Consider the following 17,518-nt stretch of genomic DNA (forward strand, 5'->3'; position numbering starts at 1 on the left):
GTGTGTTTTATCTTTTGGAACACTAAGTTCACCAAGCTTTTTTTATAATACTATTCATCTGTTTCACAAAGCCGCTTCGCTTGTATGAGGAATTGCAATTTATAATTTCATTTTTTTACTTTTATAAGCGAAGCGGCTTCGTGAAACCTCATTCGCATTAAAAAATTCTCTGTTACACTTTGTGTTCAATTAATACTTTGCAACCATTCACAAATCGGATCATACAGCGTATCTATATTCCCTGCACCAACCGTGAGCAAAATGTCAAAATCCTTTTCTTTTATTTTATCAAAAGCTTTATCTAATGTTGAAACTTCTTTTTTACCTAAATTCACTTTTTCCAATAGCCAATCTGAAGTAATTCCTTCAAAATTTTCCTGAAGTTCTCTGGCAGGATAAATATCAAGCAGAATCAGTTCGTCAGACTTGCTTAAGCTTTCTGCAAAACCATCCGCAAAATCTTTGGTTCTGCTGAATAAATGCGGCTGAAAAACCACCAGAAGCTTTTTGTCTGGGTTAAATGTTCTCACCGAATCTATTACTGCGTTAAGTTCTGTCGGGTGGTGGGCATAATCATCAATGTAGATTTTACCACTCTCAAAAATATGTTTGGTATACCTTCTTTTTATTCCTTTAAAAGAGGAAATTGCTTTTTTCAGGGTTTCAAAATCGACTCCTAAATGATGCAGAATAGCAATAGCTACTGTTGCATTTTCTACATTATGCGTTCCGGGAATCAGCCAGACGAATTCTTCTTTCTGATCATTATGGTAAAAGTCAAACATCATCCTGCCATCAACAATACGGAGATTGTCTGAATAATAATCAGCTTCTTCGTTTACAGCGTACGTGAGGTGAGGTCTTCCGATTTCGATTCCTTTTCTTACAAAAAGCTGTTTGTCTTCCGGAACTAAAGCCGCAAACTCTCTGAATCCTTCTTCAATGGTATTTTTATCTCCATAAATGTCCAGATGATCAGCATCTGTAGAAGTAATCACTGCCCAATCCGGAGAAAGATTAAGAAAACTTCTGTCATATTCGTCTGCTTCTACAACTGAGTATTTATTGCCGTTATACAGAAAGTTGGATTTAAAATTCTCAGAAATCCCGCCTAGAAAACAAGAAAACGGTAAATCTGCTTCTTTACACAAATGAGAAACCAATGTTGATGTCGTGGTCTTCCCATGTGTGCCCGCAATGGCAATGCAGTTTGTATTTTCTGTAATTAGACCTAAAACTTTTGCACGTTTTAAAACTTCAAATCCATTTTCATTAAAATAGTCTAAAATTCCCAGCTTTTTAATGGCAGGAGTATAAATGACCAATGTATCAGCTTTCTTAATTGAAGTGATTTTCTCATCAGCAATATCTTCAAAAACAATATCAATTCCTTCGCTGATCAGAGCTTGCGTGAGTTTGGTATTGGTTTTATCATATCCCAACACATTCTTGCCTGAAGCATGAAAGTAGCGCGCCAAAGCACTCATTCCGATACCTCCGATTCCCACGAAGTAAAAATTTTGATATGTATTTAAATTCTTCATTCTTTTTGTATTGCTGTATTCATGTAAATGTATAAATGGCACATTAATACATTTTACAATTATACATTTTACAGTTTATTTAAAATCGCATCTACAATCTCTTTTGCTGCATTAGGCTTGGCAAAATATTTCAGATTGTCTGACATTTCTTTTCTTAAATTTTCATCTTCACATACTTCTGAAAGTGTATTCCAGAATTTTTCTTTCATTTCAGAATCTTTCACCATTCTCGCGGCATTCTTTTCAACCAGATTCATTGCATTCTTGGTCTGGTGATCTTCCGCTGCAAACGGAAACGGAACCAAAATTACAGGCTTTTGTGCCACTGCTAATTCTGAAATCGCTATAGCCCCTGCTCTTGAAACGATTATATCCGCAGCAGAATAAGCTGTTTCCATCTCTTTGATGAATTCTTTAATTTGAATCTGGTTGTTGGTTGTTGGTTTTTGGTTGTCGGAATTTCCATCAACTGATAACTGAAAACTATCAACAATTTCTTTATAATCCAATTTTCCGGTTTGCCAGATTAGCTGATATCCTTTTTCTTTCAGATTTTCAAGATTGTCTTTCCAGCCATTGTTTAAGGTTCTTGAACCTAAAGATCCTCCAACAGAAAGAATCGTCAATTTATTTTTATCTAAACCTAATTTCTCTTTTGCCTGAGAAGATTCCTGCATTCCTGAAATAATGTTTTCACGAATAGGATTTCCAAGGAAAAATACTTTGGAATTTTGAAAAAATTTGTCCATATCCGGATAAGCGGTGAAAATAGCTTTAGCTTTTTTCCCATTGGCTGTATTGGTTTTTCCGGGAAGAGAATTCTGCTCCTGAATAAAAGTCGGAATTCCCATTTTTGCAGCCATAAACAAAGCCGGTCCGCTTGCAAACCCCCCTGTTCCTATTGCAAAATCCGGTTTAAATTCTTTTATAATTTTTTTAGCTTTAAGCAAACTCGAAATAAGTTTGAACGGCAAGCCTATATTCTTAAGCAAATTTCCTCTGTCGAATCCTGCAATATTTAATCCTTCAATCTTGTAGCCGGACTGCGGAACTTTTTCCATCTCCATTTTTCCGTTGGCTCCGATGAACAAAAACTCTGCATCAGGAAATCTTCTTTTGATTTCGTCTGCAATAGCAATGGCAGGAAAGATGTGTCCTCCTGTTCCGCCGCCGCTTAGTAAAACTTTTAATTTCTTGTTCATACTTATTTATTATTGATAAACGATGAGTGATAAGCGATATGAAAATCAGTTATAAATTATCATTCATCATTTATATTTATGCAATGTCATTTATCTCTGCAATGCTTTGTTTTTTTCCTAATCCTTCTTCATCGTAAATCTGTATTCTGGAACTTATATTTAAAATAATTCCTAGCTGGATGTAGGTTACCAGCATAGAAGTTCCTCCATAACTAATCAGCGGCAATGGCTGCCCGGTAACCGGAATGAGATTTACGGCAACGGCAATATTTACTGCCAACTGAATAAAAATCATTACTCCGAGGCTCAAAACCAGCAACGAGCCGAAAAATGCGGGCATTTTACTGGCAATCATCACAATCCGGACAATCATAATCAAATACATGCTGATTAAAAATCCGGCTCCTATTAAACCATATTCTTCCACAATTACCGCGAAAATAAAATCGGATGCAGATTGAGGAAGCATTTGCTTTAATGCAGACTTTCCTGGTCCCATTCCGGTTATTCCTCCGTGAACGATGGCTGCTTTCGCCTGCATCACCTGGTAATTTTTTGCTTTTAAACTTTCATCATCAACATCGGCTGTTTTTGCTTTGCTTGATGTAAAGGTTTCGATACGGCTCATCCATGTATGAACACGGTTTCCGCCAATTAAATTTGTATTTAAAGCAATCAGTAAAAACAAAACAATCGCAATAAATGATGCAGAAATAAATCCTGCGATATATTTCCAGTGAAGTTGCCCGATAACCAGTACAATCACAGAAACCATTAAGATCATCAAAGCTGTAGAACCGTTATCTTTTGCAACCAATACGAAAACCAGTAAAATAGGTCCGAAAATGTACATCACATTCTCAATCGGAAGCCTTTCTCTCGTTATTTTCTTGGTTAAATATCTGCACAGATAGATAATCAACATTAAAAAAGCAAAAGATGAAGGCTGAAATGAAATCGGTGTTCCGGGGATTTTCAACCATCTTGAGGCACTTGCGCCGTCGATCGTCTGCCCGGTAAATATGGTGACAATCAGCAAAATAATCATTAATCCCAGCATGATGCTGCTGAGTTTTCCCATGTATTCATATTTTACTGTTCCCACTAATCTCATGATTCCCAGTCCCAGAACTACAAAAAACATATGTTTCATTACGTGACCGGTAGTGGTTCCGTTATTTACAATATATTCCAGATTTGAACTTGCAGAGTATACCGGGAAAATAGAGAAAATGGAGATCACAAGAATGACCATCCAAAGCACTTTATCGCCCTTTAGAAATTCAAATCTGCTTTCTGTAATCTGTTCGTTCATATTGTATGCGGCTAACTGCCTTTAGCTTTTAGTACTTGTTCTTTAAACTGTTTTCCTCGGTCTTCGTAGCTTTTAAATAAATCAAAACTTGCACAGCATGGCGAAAGTAAGACTGTATCTCCTTTTTTGGCAATAGATTTTGACATTTCTACTGCGCTTTCCATACTTGAAGTGTTGTAAATAAAGTCTTTTTTATCTTTGAAAAAATCAATAATCTTCTGGTTATCAATTCCTAGACAAACAATTGCTTTTACTTTTCTTTTAACTAAATCTTCTATTTCGGTATAGTCATTTCCCTTATCAACTCCGCCTACAATCCATACCGTTGGATTTTTCATGCTTTCTAAAGCGTAGTATGCAGCATTTACATTGGTTGCTTTGCTGTCGTTGATGTATTTCACGCCGTCTATTTCAGTAACAAATTCCAATCTGTGTTCAACTGCCTGAAAAGTCATCAATGAATTTCTTATGCTTTCGTTGTTGATTTCCAATATTTTACCTGCAATTGATGCCGCCAAACTGTTAGCAACATTATGATTTCCCAATAGAGACAGCTCATCAATCTTCATTGATAATTCATCCTTTAGCTTAATCACAATTTTATCTTCTTGAATAAAACCTCCTTCCGCTAATTTTTCATGTGTTGAAAAAGGAATCATTTTAGCCTTTACTTCAAACTTTTCGAGAATATTTTTACTCATTTCGTCATCTTTGTTGTAGATGAAAAAATTGTCATTTTCCTGATTTTCAGTAATTCTGAATTTGGCTAATGCATACTCTTCGTAGTTGTAATTGTACTGATCCAAATGATCTTTAGACAAATTAAGCAACATAGAGATATATGGTCTGAAGTTCTGAATATCATCTAATTGAAAAGAGCTTACTTCCAAAACATAATATTCATAGTTTTCATCAGCAACCTGCTTTGCAAAACTATAGCCAATGTTTCCGCCAAGACCTACATTTAATCCGTCATTTTTCAGGATATAATAGATCAGGGATGTTGTTGTTGTTTTTCCGTTGCTTCCTGTGATGGCAATGATCTTAGCATCCGTAAATTCAGAGGCAAATTCAATTTCGGAAGAAAGTCTGATTCCTTTCTCATGAATTTTATGGATGATGTCTGCTTTTTTCGGAATTCCCGGGCTTTTTACAATCCAGTCTGCATTCAGAATTCTTTCTTCGTCATGATTTTCCTCTTCAAATTCAATTTCATTTTCCAACAAAAATTGTCTGTAGTGATCTTTAATGGCAGATCTGTCTGAAAGAAAAACTTCCAAACCTTTCTTTTTAGCCAGATAAGCAGCACCACAACCACTTTCTCCTCCTCCTAAAACAACTATTTTCATAAATAATCTTTTTGTAAAAATGTAAAATGTAAAACGTAAGATGTAATTCTAGCTGTTTTACTTTTCACAAGATTCTATCTCATCTTCAATGTAATGAGACACACAATTGCCAACATAACTCCTATGATAATCATTCTGTTAACGATTTTACTTTCGTGAAAACCGTCTTTCTGATAATGATGGTGTAAAGGTGACATTTTAAACAATCTGTTGTTCTGGGCGTATTCCAGCCCGAATTTTCTTTTTCTGTATTTAAAAACCGCTACCTGAAGCATTACTGAAATATTTTCTATCAGAAAAATTCCACAAAGCACAGGAATCATCAGTTCTTTTCTTAATATAATAGCTAAAACGGCGATTACCCCTCCCAACATAAGACTTCCGGTATCCCCCATAAAAACCTGAGCCGGATACGTATTATACCAAAAAAAGCCAATCACTGCACCCACCATTGCTACTGCAAAAATGGTAGTTTCACCCATATTCGGGAGAAACATGATATTCAGATAATCTGCAAAAATGATATTTCCAGAAACATAAGCAAAGAAAGCCAATGCCAAAAGGATAATTGTGCTGGTTCCTGCAGCCAATCCATCAATTCCGTCGGTAATATTAGCTCCATTGGAAACTGCTGTAACAATAAAAATCACAATCGGAATAAATACCACCCAAGCCCACTCGTGAGCATCTTCATCATTCATCCAAAATAGAAATCCGCTGTAATCGAATTCATTATTTTTAGCGAAAGGAACTGTAGAAACTGTAATATTCTCAGTTGGCATAAAATTTTGCTCAACATTGTTTCTGTTGACCACTTTAGCATCTGCATATTTCCTCTTTACTGTAATGTCTGAGTGAAAATACATGGTTACTCCCACAATCAGTCCCAATCCAACCTGACCTACAATCTTAAATTTGCCACTTAATCCGTCTTTGTTTTTTTTGATTTTCTTTAAATAATCATCTAAAAAACCAATAGCTCCCATCCACAAAACTGTTACAAGTAAAAGGATGATATAAATATTGGTAATTCTTGTAAACAGCAAAACCGGAATAATGGTCGCCAAAATAATGATGAGTCCTCCCATTGTAGGAGTTCCTTCTTTTTGTTTTTGCCCGTCTAAACCTAAATCACGAACCAATTCGCCCATCTGTTTTGCTCTGAGATAATTGATGATTCTCTTTCCGTATACTAAAGCAATAGTAAGGGAGAGCAAAACTGCCATTCCTGCACGGAAAGAGATATATCTCAGCATTCCGAGACCGGGAACGTGGATTCCGTGATTGGTTAAATATTCATATAGGTAGTATAGCATTTCTTTTATTTCAGTTCTTAAAGATTATACATTTTTGTAAAAATGTTATTTCTGTGTCTGCATAACGAATCAATATTTTTCTCGGGATTTTCAATTTTTAGTCTAATCCCTCCAAAAGGCTCATTATATAACTTTAAAATTTTTTTTATATTTTTTATCTTTACTCTCAAGATATTTTTCACAAAGGCAAATTGCTACATCAACTTTTGCATTTGATTCTGATACCTCTAAATAACCAAGCTTTGGCTTGTTAAGTTCATAAGTTTGTTCACAATCTAAAATCTTAATTTTCTTTTTAGAATTATTTAAAAGAAAACTATTAACAATCCCAATCCAAAAACTGCGGAAATTATTAATATGATTTTAGAGGTTTTCATTTATTTAAATTAAATATCTTTTATTTTGACATTAATTTCCAAAGCTCATTAATTACTTCTTTGTCGTCAAAATGATGTTTTACACCATTGATTTCCTGATAATTTTCGTGACCTTTTCCGGCAACGAGGATAATATCTTTTGGCTCGGCAAATTTTATTGCCATTTTTATCGCTTCTTTTCTGTCGGGAATTGAAGTGTATTTGCTGAAGTTTTGAGGCTCAACACCAGTTTCAATATCTTTTATAATTGCATTGGGGTCTTCCGATCGGGGATTATCTGAAGTGATGATCGCCAATGTTGATTTTTTCGTGGCAATATTTCCCATTTCAGGTCTTTTTGCATGATCTCTGTCGCCGCCGCAGCCAAAAACAGTGATCAGTCTTTCGTTTTTTGTTCTGATATCATTGATACTGTCTAAAACATTTTCCAATGCATCCGGAGTATGAGCATAATCTACAATAAAGAAAATTCCGCCGTCTGATTTGAAGGTTTCAAACCTGCCATTTACTCTTTTTAGTGTGCTGATTGCCTGAAGAATTTCATCATGTTCAAAACCCAATTCAGAAGCAATCCCAAAAACCAACAAAAGATTATATATATTGAATTTCCCGGTTAATGTAGTCCAGAATTCCCTTCCATTAAAATTCAGGAGCATTCCGTTGAAGTCGACTTCTAAAAGTTTTCCGTGATAATCTGCCAATTTTTTCAAAGCATAAGATCTTTTCTGTGCTTTTGTGTTCTGAAGCATCACATTTCCGTTTTTGTCATCAATGTTGGTGATAGCAACAGCTTCATCATTTAATTCATCAAAAAATCTTTTTTTAGTTTTAAGATATTCATCAAAAGTTTTATGATAATCTAAATGATCGTGTGTAAGATTCGTAAATCCTGCAATTTTGAAATGTAAACCTTCAATTCTGTTTTGGGCAATTCCGTGAGAACTTACTTCCATAAAGGCGAATTCACAACCTTCTTCAACCGCCTGCGCCAAAATTTTATTGATGGTAATTACATCCGGAGTAGTGTGTGTTGCTGGAATTATTTTCTCTCCGATTCTGATTTCAACTGTGGAAAGCAAAGCAGAATCGTAACCTAAATTTTTAAAGACATCAAAAAGTAAAGTAGAAACAGACGTTTTTCCGTTGGTTCCGGTCACGCCAATTAATTTTAAATTTTCAGAAGGATTTCCGTAAAAATTAGAAGCCAGCCTTCCTAATATTTTAGAAGAATCTTTAACTTTTACATAAGTTACATTTTCGTCTAAATTTTCAGGAAACTCTTCACAAACAACCGTTTTTGCTCCTTTCTCAATAGAAGATGCGATAAATGAATGTCCATCCGCAAGCGTTCCTCTCATTGCTATGTACAAAGAGTCTTTCGCCACCTTTCTGCTGTCGAAAACCAAATCGGAAACCTCACGGTTGTGATTACCATGAATTTCTATTACCGGAATTCTGCTTAATAAATCATTTAACTGCATTTTCTTATGCTTTATTTAGTTTTGGAGAGATAAATAAATTCTCTGGTTTTTACTTATACTTGTTCCTTCCAGCGGAAACTGCTCTTTTATTCTGCCAACACCTTTAAAATCTATTCTATAGCCTAAATTTTCAAGCTGCGGAATTACATTTTTTCCAATTAATCCCACCACATTTGGCATCTTTTTATTCTGCACAGTCACTTTTACGTTAGGTTCTACCAGTTTATTCAGGTTAACTTTCTTATCGACAAGCATTTCTTTTTCAATATTTTGCGGTGTTTTTAGGAAGGTTTTACCTGCTATTTCTTTAAAAACCGGTGCTGATACGGTTCCTCCGTAAAATCCTTTGGAAACATTAGGCTCGCTGATCATTACATAGCAAGTGTATTTAGGATTATCAGCCGGATAAAAACCAGCAAATGAGGCTCTGTATTTCATAGGACCGGGAAGCCAGTATTCAAACCTTGCGGTTCCCGTTTTTCCAGCCATTCTCAGATTGGGTGTGAAAATACTTTTTGCGGTTCCCTTTTCTACAGCTTTTGTAAGAGCACTGGTCATCATTTTTATGGCTTTTTCGGATGCCATTTTGTTAACCATTACCTCTGGTTTTGCATCATACAATACTTTCCCGTCCTTCATTATTTTGTCAATAAACAAAGGCTTAAGCATTTTACCTCCATTCGCTACTCCGTTGTAAAAAGTAGTAAGCTGCAAAAGGTTGAAATTGCTTGCATATCCAAAAGATGTAGAGGCAAAAGTTCCCTTGCTCCATTTTTTATGCTCCGGAGTGTATACAAATGGTTTTGTAATGCCAGGAAGCTCAATATTCATTTTGTCGAGCATTTTCCATCTTTTTAAATGATCAAGAAAGATACTTGGTTTATCACCATAGAATTTTGTAATTAATTTAGCTGTTCCTACGTTGCTGGATTTTGCTAAAACATCACTAATGTCATACGTTCCATGTCCGTGTCCATCACTGATTCTTTGTCCGGCATATACCCAAACTCCGTTTCCGATATCTACTGTTGTATTCTCGTCAATAAATCCGTCATCCATTGCTGCTAAAAGCGAAACCGTTTTAAAAGTCGATCCCGGTTCAATGCCATCTTTTAGTGCATAATTATAGGAGTCTGTGTAACTTCCGTCTTCGGTTTTGGTTAAATTAACCAATGCTCTGACCTTGCCTGTTGATACTTCCATTACGATAACGGTTCCGTGCTTTGCTTCGAAATTGATCAGCTGTTTTTCTAATGCAGAATGAGCTATATCCTGAATCCTGAGATCTAGAGTTGTATAAACATCCTGTCCGTCTGTGGGTTCGTTTACTTTCCAGTAATCAATTGGTTTCCATTGAGAAGAATTGACCCTCTGTTCCAATCTGCTTCCGTCGGTACCAGTAAGATATTTTGAGAAAGCACCTTCAAGACCTGAGCTGTATTTCCCATGATCCATCCCGATAGTTCCGGCTCCGATTTCTGTGGTTGCAAGTTCACGCTTATAATTCCGGTCAACAATAAAGCCTCCTTTATTTTTTCCTTTTTTGAAAATCGGAAAATTTCTGATCCTGTCATATTGGTCAAAATCAAGACCTTTTACCAAAGTATAATATTGGTTTTTTTTCTTTCTCTGCTCGTCAAATCTTTTTCTGAACTCAGCTCGTGACTTTCCGAACATTTTGCTTAAAGAATCTGTAAGAGCGCCGATATTATTGCTGTAAACGGTATCTTTTATGGTTTTAAAATCAAGATAAATATCATATCGCATTACGGTTGTTGCCAGGATAGAACCATCTGATGCGTATAAATTTCCTCTTGCTGCCTTCAAAGTTGCTGTCCGGTAATTATTGTTGATATAATCATCTTTAATTTCCTGAACATTAGTGTTTTGAAGAATAATGATTCTTCCCAAAAACATTACAAAAACGCATAAAGCAACCACTGCAAAGAGGTAGCCCCATCGCAGCGTTTTTTTTCGCTTGTTATCGTAATCATTTTGTTTTTGCATCAGTACTGTCTAATTTTATTAACAATTTGTGCGGATGGCTTTCCAACGGCATTAATGAATCTGCTGCTACTTCTTTTCCCAGCTGAGATTCCATTTTTACTTTAATTAATTTACTCTGTGCAAATGCATTTCTGGATTTGTATTCTTCTGTCTGTTCCTTCAGTGCATTTACAATTTTTATTTTTTTATTTACCAGATGATTGCTGTAAATCATTGCCATCATTAATACAAAAAGCAGCAGGAAGTACTTGTAGTACATCTTTAGCTCATCCCGATTGAGGAAATTTCCCTTTACAATATCTATAAAGGTGAGTTTCTTTTGGGGTTTGTATGTTGTTCTTTTTGCCACAGCTTTTTTAATATCAATTTGCTTTTGCAGTGAATTTGCTTTGTTGTCAATTATCAATTTTAAAAATCACCGCTGACAATTCACTCGTTCACGTTTATACTTTTATTCCTGTTCTCATTTTTGCACTTCTGGCTCTTGAGTTTTCTTCAATTTCTTTATTATCAGGAATGATTGCTTTGCTTTTTACCAGTTCAAATGCTTTTTTATAATTTCCGAAAATATCTCTTTCCGGCTCACCTTCAAACATACCGTTCTTCAAAAATCTTTTTACAAGACGGTCTTCAAGAGAGTGATAAGAAATTACGACAAGCCTTCCTCCCGGCTTTAAAATATTATATGACTGAACCAGCATTTCTTTTAAGACCTCCAGTTCCTGGTTTACCTCAATTCTAATTGCCTGAAACAACTGTGCGTAAAATTTATTTACTTTATGCGGTGGGAGGTAACTGAAGAGTTTTTTCAGATCTTCGGTGGTTTCTATGGTTTTGGATTTCCTGTGATGAACGATGTCCCGCGCCAGTTTTCTGGCTTCTCTGAGTTCGCCGTAATAATAAAAAATGTCTGCCAAAGCCTCTTCATCATATTCATTGATGACTTTTTTCGCATCAAGACTCTGCATTACATTCATCCTCATATCAAGCGGAGCATCGCTTCTGGTAGAAAAACCTCTTTCTGCTTCGTCAAACTGGTGTGATGAGACACCGAGATCAGCCAAAATTCCGTCTACCTTAGAAACTCCGTACATCAGGAGAGAATTTTCTAAAAACCTGAAGTTTTGGTTAATAAGTGTGAATCTTTCGTCGTTAAAAGAATTTTCAAGCGCATCAAGGTCTTGGTCAAAGGCGTATAATTTTCCTTTTTCGGAAAGTCGGCTTACAATTTCACGGGAATGTCCACCACCACCAAACGTGCAGTCCACATAAATTCCGTCAGGATTCGTCACCAAATCATCCACACTTTGCTTCAATAAAACGGGGTTGTGATACATTCTGTATTTGTGTTTACATTAATTATTCTTCATCAAAAGCTCCCATTACATCTTCTGCCAGATTGGCAAAATCTTCTTCGTTGGTTGCGATTACTTTTTCATAAGCTTCTTTATCCCAGATCTCAAAAAGTTCTCCGGCACTTGTGACAACCACATCTTTCGTAAGCTGGGCAAAAGTGGTAAGGTCTTTAGAGATCTGCAGTCTTCCGGCAGTATCAAGCTCTACGGTCTTTACGCCTGCGGTAAACATGCGGATAAAATCTGCATTTTTTTTGATGAATCTATTCAGTTTGTTAATCTTTTCCATCAGTTTGTCCCAGGCTTTCATAGGATAAACTTCAAGACATGGTTGGAACACGGAGCGTTTTACCACAAAGGTTTTATCCTCAAAGTTCTCCATCTGCTTGATAAGCGATGAAGGTACTTTCAGGCGACCCTTGTCGTCTATTTTACACTCATATGTTCCAATGAAATTTCTCATTTGGGACAAAATTAGAAATATTTTTCCGAAATTTCCCACTTTTTCCCACTTTTTGACTTAATGTTAATAAGTTTTGATATTTGTTGATTATCAGCGAGATAAATATTTTTGCTTATTAATCTTTGAAAGCTTTATTCACCGCATAGGAAAAAGAATTTCAAATTTCTTTTCAGAAGTGGGTGAATATATTATTTTTAGTTTAAATTAGAGACATCAAAACAATTTTGGTGTTTAATTTGTATTTTTGCAAGGCTTATACAGGCACTTTATGAGATTTAGTACAAAAAAAGAAAAGAAATATAACTTTATAGAAGCGGGAGAAGGTCATCCGCTTGTGCTTTTGCACGGGCTTATGGGTGGTTTGAGTAATTTTGATAAAATGGTGAATTTTTTTTCAGAGAAAGGATTTAAGGTGTATGTGCCTCAATTGCCGATTTATGATTTGCCGGTACTCAATACCAATCTTACGACCATTGCAAAATACGTTATCAAGTTTATTGAAACCAATATCGGGAAACCCGTAACCATTGTAGGAAACTCTATGGGTGGTCATGTAGGTCTTATTTTAACACTTGCAAGACCAGATCTGGTGCAGAATCTCGTTCTTACCGGAAGTTCAGGATTGTATGAAAGAGCTTTTGGTGACAGTTTTCCGAGAAAAAATGACCGCTCTTATATCAGGAAAAAAGCTGAGGAGGTTTTTTATGATCCTGCAGTTGCTACGGAAGATCTGGTAGATGAGGTCTTCAGTGTTGTAAATGATCGGATGAAAGGAATCAAAACCGTCATGCTGGCAAGAAGCGCGATTAAACACAATATGCTGAATGATCTGCCCAAAATATCCAGACCTACATGTCTGATTTGGGGAAAGCAGGATAATGTAACACCTCCGGAAGTAGCAGAAGATATGCATAAATTTATTCCGAACTCAGATTTATTCTGGATTGATAAGTGCGGACATGCTGCGATGATGGAAAAACCGGACGAATTCAACGAAATTCTTTACAACTGGGTAAAAGATAAAGTATAAAACAATAGCCATTAAGAGAGTTCTTAATGGTTTATTTTTCTAAATAAAAATCAGATCAATGGTTATTAAAACAGCAACTTTTGTAAAAAGCAGCGGCAAATGGCAGGAATGTCCTGAGCCGAATATGCCTGAATATGCTTTTATCGGGAGATCAAATGTAGGAAAGTCTTCGCTTATCAATGCGATGATGAATCATAAAGATTTAGCAAAAACTTCGGGTACGCCGGGAAAAACCCAGCTTATCAATCATTTTTTAGTAAACGAAAACTGGTATCTTACCGATTTGCCGGGATATGGATATGCAAAGGTTTCAAAAGTTATCAGAAAAGATTTTGAAAAGCTCATTACCAATTATATTTTAAACAGGAGGAACCTGGTCAACCTTTTTGTGTTGGTAGATTCGCGTCACAGTCCGCAGAAAATAGATCTGGAATTTATCCAGTGGTGCGGAGAAAGCGGTGTTCCGTTTTCAATAGTATTTACAAAAGCGGATAAACTTAAACCTAATGTTGCACTCCAGAATGTTGAAAATTATAAAGCTGAACTTCTTAAAACATGGGAAGATCTGCCGGAATTGTATCTGACATCAGCGGAAAAAAAAGAAGGCTGTGAGCAAATTTTACATTTCATTCAGAAAACCAATGAATTTTTAGCCAACAATAGTGTAAGTTTTGATGAGTAATATAATCTGGAAAGTAAAGAGCTTTGAAGAAATAACGACTTCTGAACTTTATGAAGTGATCAAAGCGAGAGTAGATGTATTTGTAGTTGAACAAAACTGTCCTTATCCTGATCTGGATAATTATGACAGAAAAGCCCTGCATTTGTGGGCGGAAGAAGATCATACCGTTCTAGCTTACTGCAGGATTTTTGATAAAGAAATTAAATATCCTGAATGTTCCATCGGGAGAGTTTTGACCTCGGAAAAAGGGCGCGGAAAAAATTTAGGAAAACAGTTGATACAATATGCTGTTGAAATTATTGAAAACCGCTTCAGAACTTCAGAAATAAGAATCTCTGCACAAGATTATCTGTTAAGGTTTTATTCCTATTTCGGATTTGAAGATACGGGTAAAAAGTATCTTGAAGATAATATTCCGCATTCGGAAATGTTCAGAAAGTAAGATGTTGCTAACCTTACGAATGGCAAATAAATAAACCGGACTTTTTAAATCCGGTTTTGTTTTTTGGTATTATTGAGTTCATTCTTTTTTGAAATTGACTAATCCTTTACGAATTGGGATCAATAAATCGGTCAATCCGTTCAGTTTTATTTCATAAATCGTAGCAAGCTGCATCCCCAATTTTCCTTTTGGCATTCCCTGTCTCTGAAACCATTCCAGATAACTAATCGGAAGATCTGCCAATACGGTATTCTGATATTTTCCGAAAGGCATTTTTACGGTACATATTTCCTGTAAAATCTCAGGATTGATTCCATTCTCCATTTTTTATACCATTAAATCTATTTTTTCTTCCAGTTCATCATCTTTGTCGGGAAGCTGAAGCTCTGGCGTTTCATCATCTGAAAATTCATTTCTGTATACCTGAATCAACAGTAGGGTAAATGAAACCAGAATAGGACCAAAAACCAATCCCATAAATCCAAATAGTTTCATCCCCATGATGATCCCGAAAACGGTGTTAAGCGGATGAATATCTTCCAGCTTTTTAAGAAGAGTAAAGCGAAGAACATTATCAGTAAGACCTACTACAACCATACAGTATGCCCCCAAACCTAATCCTGCACCTGTGTTTCCTTCCGCAATCATAAAAATACATATCGGAACATATATAATCGCAGCTCCTACAATAGGAATCATCGAAGCTACTGCGGTTAAAGCAAAAAGCAAGATCGGACTTGGCGCTCCAAAAATGAAGTAACCAACCAATGCAACAATTCCCTGTCCTAAAGCTACAACTGGAATTCCAATAGCATTTGCCATAATGAGTTTTCTCATTTTTTCTCCAATCATAGATACGTTCGATCTTTTCAAAGGAGCGGCAGATGTAAGAATGCGCTCAAAAAGTCTTGGCTTTTCAAACATAAAGTAAAGAATAAAATACATTGAAGCGATTACGGTCAGCGTATTAAAGGTACTGCTCAGTGCAGTTGTAGAATATTTTCCGGCAAAATCTTTCAGCTTCGTCATGTTTTCTTTACTCAGAATGTCGAAATTGGTTTTAGAATAAACAAAATCATGAATCTTATCTATAAAAATATTGAACTTTTCCATGTAAGCCTGCGCATTTCCCAGCTTTTCGATCAGCAGGTCAGCAATGAAATAAATTGGAAGGATGATGATGATCAAACTTGCGAACATCAATGCAAGAGAAGATGCCCAAGGTTTCCATTTTCTCTCTTCCTGAAGATAGAAATTGTATTTTCTGCATACTACATAGATCGTAATTGCTCCTAAAACAGACGGAATAAACAAGGCAAGATTAAAGCAGATAAGAACTGCCAAAATCAGAATAATTGCAAGAAGGGAGACCTGTTTTATTTTAATACTGCTGATTTGATTTTCTTTGTGTAACATTTAGTGGTTTGTTATTTGTCTTGGTTTTCCTAAAAATGCACAGTAAGTAGAATACATTACGATGTTGATGAATGGTAAACTAAAAATTATACCAACACAGCAAAAAAGTAATCCTGAAAGACTGATTATCCCTCCCAATAGTGCCGTAAGTAAAAAAACAGCATAATTTTCTTTAGCAATATTAAATGTCTTGTTGAGAGCATCCATTGCGGTGGCATTTTCAAACAATAAAATAGGATATCCCATTAAAAATAAAGGATATACAAAAAGGAAAGGCAGTCCGCACAACATTAATGATACAAAATAAATGATGGTAGTGATAAGCCCGTAAAGCAATATATTACCGAGATTTTGCCGATAACCAATAAAAAGATCAGAAAACTGAATTGGAATTTTGGTGTTAAATTTATTGGTGATATAGATTAAACCAACACTGAGTGGTGCAAGCAGGATGCCCCAAAGTCCTGAAAAAGAATAATAAACCCGTGATTCAGGTCTTTCCCAAATTGACGAATTGGAAGAGAGTTCGCTGAAATTTCCATAATCGAAATCCTGCCATATTGTAAATCCCGTTAATGTTTGGATGATGCTGTCACCAATGATATAAATAATCATGTATAAGATGACATACAGAAATACACCCTTATACATTTCAAAAGCGTGAGAGATAATAGAGCCTGTTTCTCTTGCAGGAACAGAACCCTGCTCATCAAATTCGTTAAATTCTGACATAGTTTAATATTTTTATGATTACTCAAATTTAATTTTTTTGAGTCATTAAACCATGAAAGATTCAGTATTTTATGATTTTTCTGAAAAAATAATCTTGTAAAGAGAATAAATCATGGCGTTCCAAAAAGGAAAAGTGAAAAGTGCACCCACGAAAAATACTCCAAAACCGATGTATTTGAAGATGAAAGCAATCAGAATACAAACAAAAATTTCAATAAAGTAATTTTTCATTGCTTTGAAGCTTAACGAAAGTCCCTCAAAAATGGTTTTGTTCTGGAAAAACATCAAAGGTGCAATAAATAAGGTAACAGCAATCCAGAATACCGGAAAAATGACTGTTCCTAAAAGTTGTGAGTAAGGTAAGATCCAAAACAGAAAATAAGAACCGTATCTGAAAAAATTGGAACCATTATATCCTACAAACAGATCAGAAAGACCGATTTCTTCATTCAGATCCATCTTTCTGTAGATTTGGAAAAAGCCCAGATTTAAAGGATAAAGAAAAATGATGGTTCCTAAGAAAGAGTACATAAACATTCTTGAACTTTCGGTCTGCGAAAGAGCCTGAGCTTTCTCCAGATAAGCTTCTGTACTTGTTTTATACGCTTCGATCAATGCCTGATTCTGTTCCCATATTCCGAATTTTGTGGCAAAGAAAAATAGGGAGGTAAAAAAGATGGAAAAATAGATAATGGAAAACATCAGTTGATAGATCAACGTTTTATTCCAGTAGAAAAACGCCTGCTTAACTATAAAATCTATTCCCGGTTTTTGTGGATAATTCTCCTGCATTGAAATTTTTTATGC

At 35.6% G+C, this 17,518-nt stretch carries 17 protein-coding genes; 3 read left to right on the forward strand and 14 right to left on the reverse strand.

Going from position 1 to position 17,518, the window contains the following annotated elements:
- Nucleotides 1-185 precede the first annotated feature (185 nt).
- The 10 genes from murC to mraZ all read right to left on the reverse strand — a co-directional run bounded on the left by murC (nt 186) and on the right by mraZ (nt 12,409).
- Nucleotides 186-1,544: a UDP-N-acetylmuramate--L-alanine ligase gene (gene murC, locus FNE73_RS02175; RefSeq protein ID WP_143883146.1), complete on the reverse strand. Its 1,359-nt coding sequence runs from the start codon at nt 1,542-1,544 to the stop codon at nt 186-188.
- A 68-nt stretch (nt 1,545-1,612) separates the two neighbouring features.
- Complete coding sequence (gene murG / locus FNE73_RS02180) at nt 1,613-2,746, reverse strand: undecaprenyldiphospho-muramoylpentapeptide beta-N-acetylglucosaminyltransferase (RefSeq protein ID WP_143883147.1); 1,134 nt, start codon at nt 2,744-2,746, stop codon at nt 1,613-1,615.
- 76 nt (nt 2,747-2,822) lie between these two features.
- Complete coding sequence (locus FNE73_RS02185) at nt 2,823-4,061, reverse strand: FtsW/RodA/SpoVE family cell cycle protein (RefSeq protein ID WP_143883148.1); 1,239 nt, start codon at nt 4,059-4,061, stop codon at nt 2,823-2,825.
- A gap of 11 nt (nt 4,062-4,072) precedes the next feature.
- Nucleotides 4,073-5,410 (reverse strand): UDP-N-acetylmuramoyl-L-alanine--D-glutamate ligase, encoded by a 1,338-nt coding sequence (gene murD / locus FNE73_RS02190; protein ID WP_143883149.1) that lies wholly within the window; start codon nt 5,408-5,410, stop codon nt 4,073-4,075.
- 74 nt (nt 5,411-5,484) lie between these two features.
- Entirely contained in the window at nt 5,485-6,726 is a 1,242-nt protein-coding gene (mraY, locus tag FNE73_RS02195; protein WP_143883150.1) for a phospho-N-acetylmuramoyl-pentapeptide-transferase, read from the reverse strand.
- Nucleotides 6,727-7,123: 397 nt separating this feature from the next.
- On the reverse strand, nt 7,124-8,584 hold the full coding sequence (locus FNE73_RS02200; RefSeq protein WP_143883151.1) for a UDP-N-acetylmuramoyl-L-alanyl-D-glutamate--2,6-diaminopimelate ligase: 1,461 nt from the start codon (nt 8,582-8,584) through the stop codon (nt 7,124-7,126).
- Between the two features lie 15 nt (nt 8,585-8,599).
- A complete protein-coding gene (locus FNE73_RS02205) occupies nt 8,600-10,591 on the reverse strand; it encodes a penicillin-binding transpeptidase domain-containing protein (protein ID WP_143883152.1) in 1,992 nt (663 codons plus the stop codon).
- On the reverse strand, nt 10,575-10,940 hold the full coding sequence (locus tag FNE73_RS02210; protein WP_143883153.1) for an FtsL-like putative cell division protein: 366 nt from the start codon (nt 10,938-10,940) through the stop codon (nt 10,575-10,577). Before FNE73_RS02210 ends, FNE73_RS02205 begins: the two co-directional genes overlap by 17 nt.
- 94 nt (nt 10,941-11,034) lie before the next feature.
- Nucleotides 11,035-11,928 carry a 16S rRNA (cytosine(1402)-N(4))-methyltransferase RsmH gene (gene rsmH / locus FNE73_RS02215; RefSeq protein ID WP_143883154.1) on the reverse strand — a complete coding sequence of 298 codons (894 nt, stop codon included), beginning with the start codon at nt 11,926-11,928 and terminating at the stop codon, nt 11,035-11,037.
- A 22-nt stretch (nt 11,929-11,950) separates the two neighbouring features.
- Nucleotides 11,951-12,409, reverse strand: coding sequence for a division/cell wall cluster transcriptional repressor MraZ (mraZ, locus tag FNE73_RS02220; protein ID WP_143883155.1), 459 nt, complete (start codon nt 12,407-12,409; stop codon nt 11,951-11,953).
- A 268-nt stretch (nt 12,410-12,677) separates the two neighbouring features.
- Between mraZ and FNE73_RS02225 the strand changes: the two genes are divergently transcribed.
- Genes FNE73_RS02225 through FNE73_RS02235 form a run of 3 tightly spaced genes read left to right on the forward strand, consistent with a single transcriptional unit; the run spans nt 12,678 to nt 14,563 of the window.
- Nucleotides 12,678-13,439 (forward strand): alpha/beta fold hydrolase, encoded by a 762-nt coding sequence (locus tag FNE73_RS02225; protein ID WP_130914409.1) that lies wholly within the window; start codon nt 12,678-12,680, stop codon nt 13,437-13,439.
- 58 nt (nt 13,440-13,497) lie between these two features.
- A complete protein-coding gene (gene yihA / locus FNE73_RS02230; RefSeq protein ID WP_143883156.1) occupies nt 13,498-14,121 on the forward strand; it encodes a ribosome biogenesis GTP-binding protein YihA/YsxC in 624 nt (207 codons plus the stop codon).
- Nucleotides 14,114-14,563 carry a GNAT family N-acetyltransferase gene (locus FNE73_RS02235; RefSeq protein ID WP_143883157.1) on the forward strand — a complete coding sequence of 150 codons (450 nt, stop codon included), beginning with the start codon at nt 14,114-14,116 and terminating at the stop codon, nt 14,561-14,563. The genes yihA and FNE73_RS02235 overlap by 8 nt, the downstream gene beginning before the upstream one ends.
- Before the next feature lie 78 nt (nt 14,564-14,641).
- Here the strand turns inward: FNE73_RS02235 and FNE73_RS02240 are convergent, their stop codons facing one another.
- The 4 genes from FNE73_RS02240 to FNE73_RS02255 form a co-directional block, all read right to left on the reverse strand.
- On the reverse strand, nt 14,642-14,875 hold the full coding sequence (locus FNE73_RS02240) for a DUF3820 family protein (protein WP_143883801.1): 234 nt from the start codon (nt 14,873-14,875) through the stop codon (nt 14,642-14,644).
- Between the two features lie 15 nt (nt 14,876-14,890).
- The gene (locus FNE73_RS02245) at nt 14,891-15,979 is read right to left on the reverse strand and encodes an AI-2E family transporter (RefSeq protein WP_143883158.1); all 1,089 of its coding nucleotides are present in this window, start codon (nt 15,977-15,979) and stop codon (nt 14,891-14,893) included.
- A complete protein-coding gene (locus tag FNE73_RS02250) occupies nt 15,980-16,711 on the reverse strand; it encodes a beta-carotene 15,15'-monooxygenase (RefSeq protein WP_143883159.1) in 732 nt (243 codons plus the stop codon).
- A 69-nt stretch (nt 16,712-16,780) separates the two neighbouring features.
- Complete coding sequence (locus FNE73_RS02255) at nt 16,781-17,503, reverse strand: hypothetical protein (protein ID WP_143883160.1); 723 nt, start codon at nt 17,501-17,503, stop codon at nt 16,781-16,783.
- Nucleotides 17,504-17,518 lie beyond the last annotated feature (15 nt).

It is taken from the genome of Chryseobacterium binzhouense, assembly GCF_007474545.1.
GTDB classification, from domain to species: Bacteria; Bacteroidota; Bacteroidia; order Flavobacteriales; family Weeksellaceae; genus Chryseobacterium; species Chryseobacterium binzhouense.

What these genes read in the sequence shown, in the direction of transcription:
- murC (WP_143883146.1), bottom strand. Translation starts at nt 1,544, where the DNA reads ATGAAGAATTTAAATACATATCAAAATTTTTACTTCGTGGGAATCGGA.
- murG (WP_143883147.1), bottom strand. Translation starts at nt 2,746, where the DNA reads ATGAACAAGAAATTAAAAGTTTTACTAAGCGGCGGCGGAACAGGAGGA.
- FNE73_RS02185 (WP_143883148.1), bottom strand. Translation starts at nt 4,061, where the DNA reads ATGAACGAACAGATTACAGAAAGCAGATTTGAATTTCTAAAGGGCGAT.
- murD (WP_143883149.1), bottom strand. Translation starts at nt 5,410, where the DNA reads ATGAAAATAGTTGTTTTAGGAGGAGGAGAAAGTGGTTGTGGTGCTGCT.
- mraY (WP_143883150.1), bottom strand. Translation starts at nt 6,726, where the DNA reads ATGCTATACTACCTATATGAATATTTAACCAATCACGGAATCCACGTT.
- FNE73_RS02200 (WP_143883151.1), bottom strand. Translation starts at nt 8,584, where the DNA reads ATGCAGTTAAATGATTTATTAAGCAGAATTCCGGTAATAGAAATTCAT.
- FNE73_RS02205 (WP_143883152.1), bottom strand. Translation starts at nt 10,591, where the DNA reads ATGCAAAAACAAAATGATTACGATAACAAGCGAAAAAAAACGCTGCGA.
- rsmH (WP_143883154.1), bottom strand. Translation starts at nt 11,928, where the DNA reads ATGTATCACAACCCCGTTTTATTGAAGCAAAGTGTGGATGATTTGGTG.
- mraZ (WP_143883155.1), bottom strand. Translation starts at nt 12,409, where the DNA reads ATGAGAAATTTCATTGGAACATATGAGTGTAAAATAGACGACAAGGGT.
- FNE73_RS02225 (WP_130914409.1), top strand. Translation starts at nt 12,678, where the DNA reads ATGAGATTTAGTACAAAAAAAGAAAAGAAATATAACTTTATAGAAGCG.
- yihA (WP_143883156.1), top strand. Translation starts at nt 13,498, where the DNA reads ATGGTTATTAAAACAGCAACTTTTGTAAAAAGCAGCGGCAAATGGCAG.
- FNE73_RS02235 (WP_143883157.1), top strand. Translation starts at nt 14,114, where the DNA reads ATGAGTAATATAATCTGGAAAGTAAAGAGCTTTGAAGAAATAACGACT.
- FNE73_RS02245 (WP_143883158.1), bottom strand. Translation starts at nt 15,979, where the DNA reads ATGTTACACAAAGAAAATCAAATCAGCAGTATTAAAATAAAACAGGTC.
- FNE73_RS02250 (WP_143883159.1), bottom strand. Translation starts at nt 16,711, where the DNA reads ATGTCAGAATTTAACGAATTTGATGAGCAGGGTTCTGTTCCTGCAAGA.
- FNE73_RS02255 (WP_143883160.1), bottom strand. Translation starts at nt 17,503, where the DNA reads ATGCAGGAGAATTATCCACAAAAACCGGGAATAGATTTTATAGTTAAG.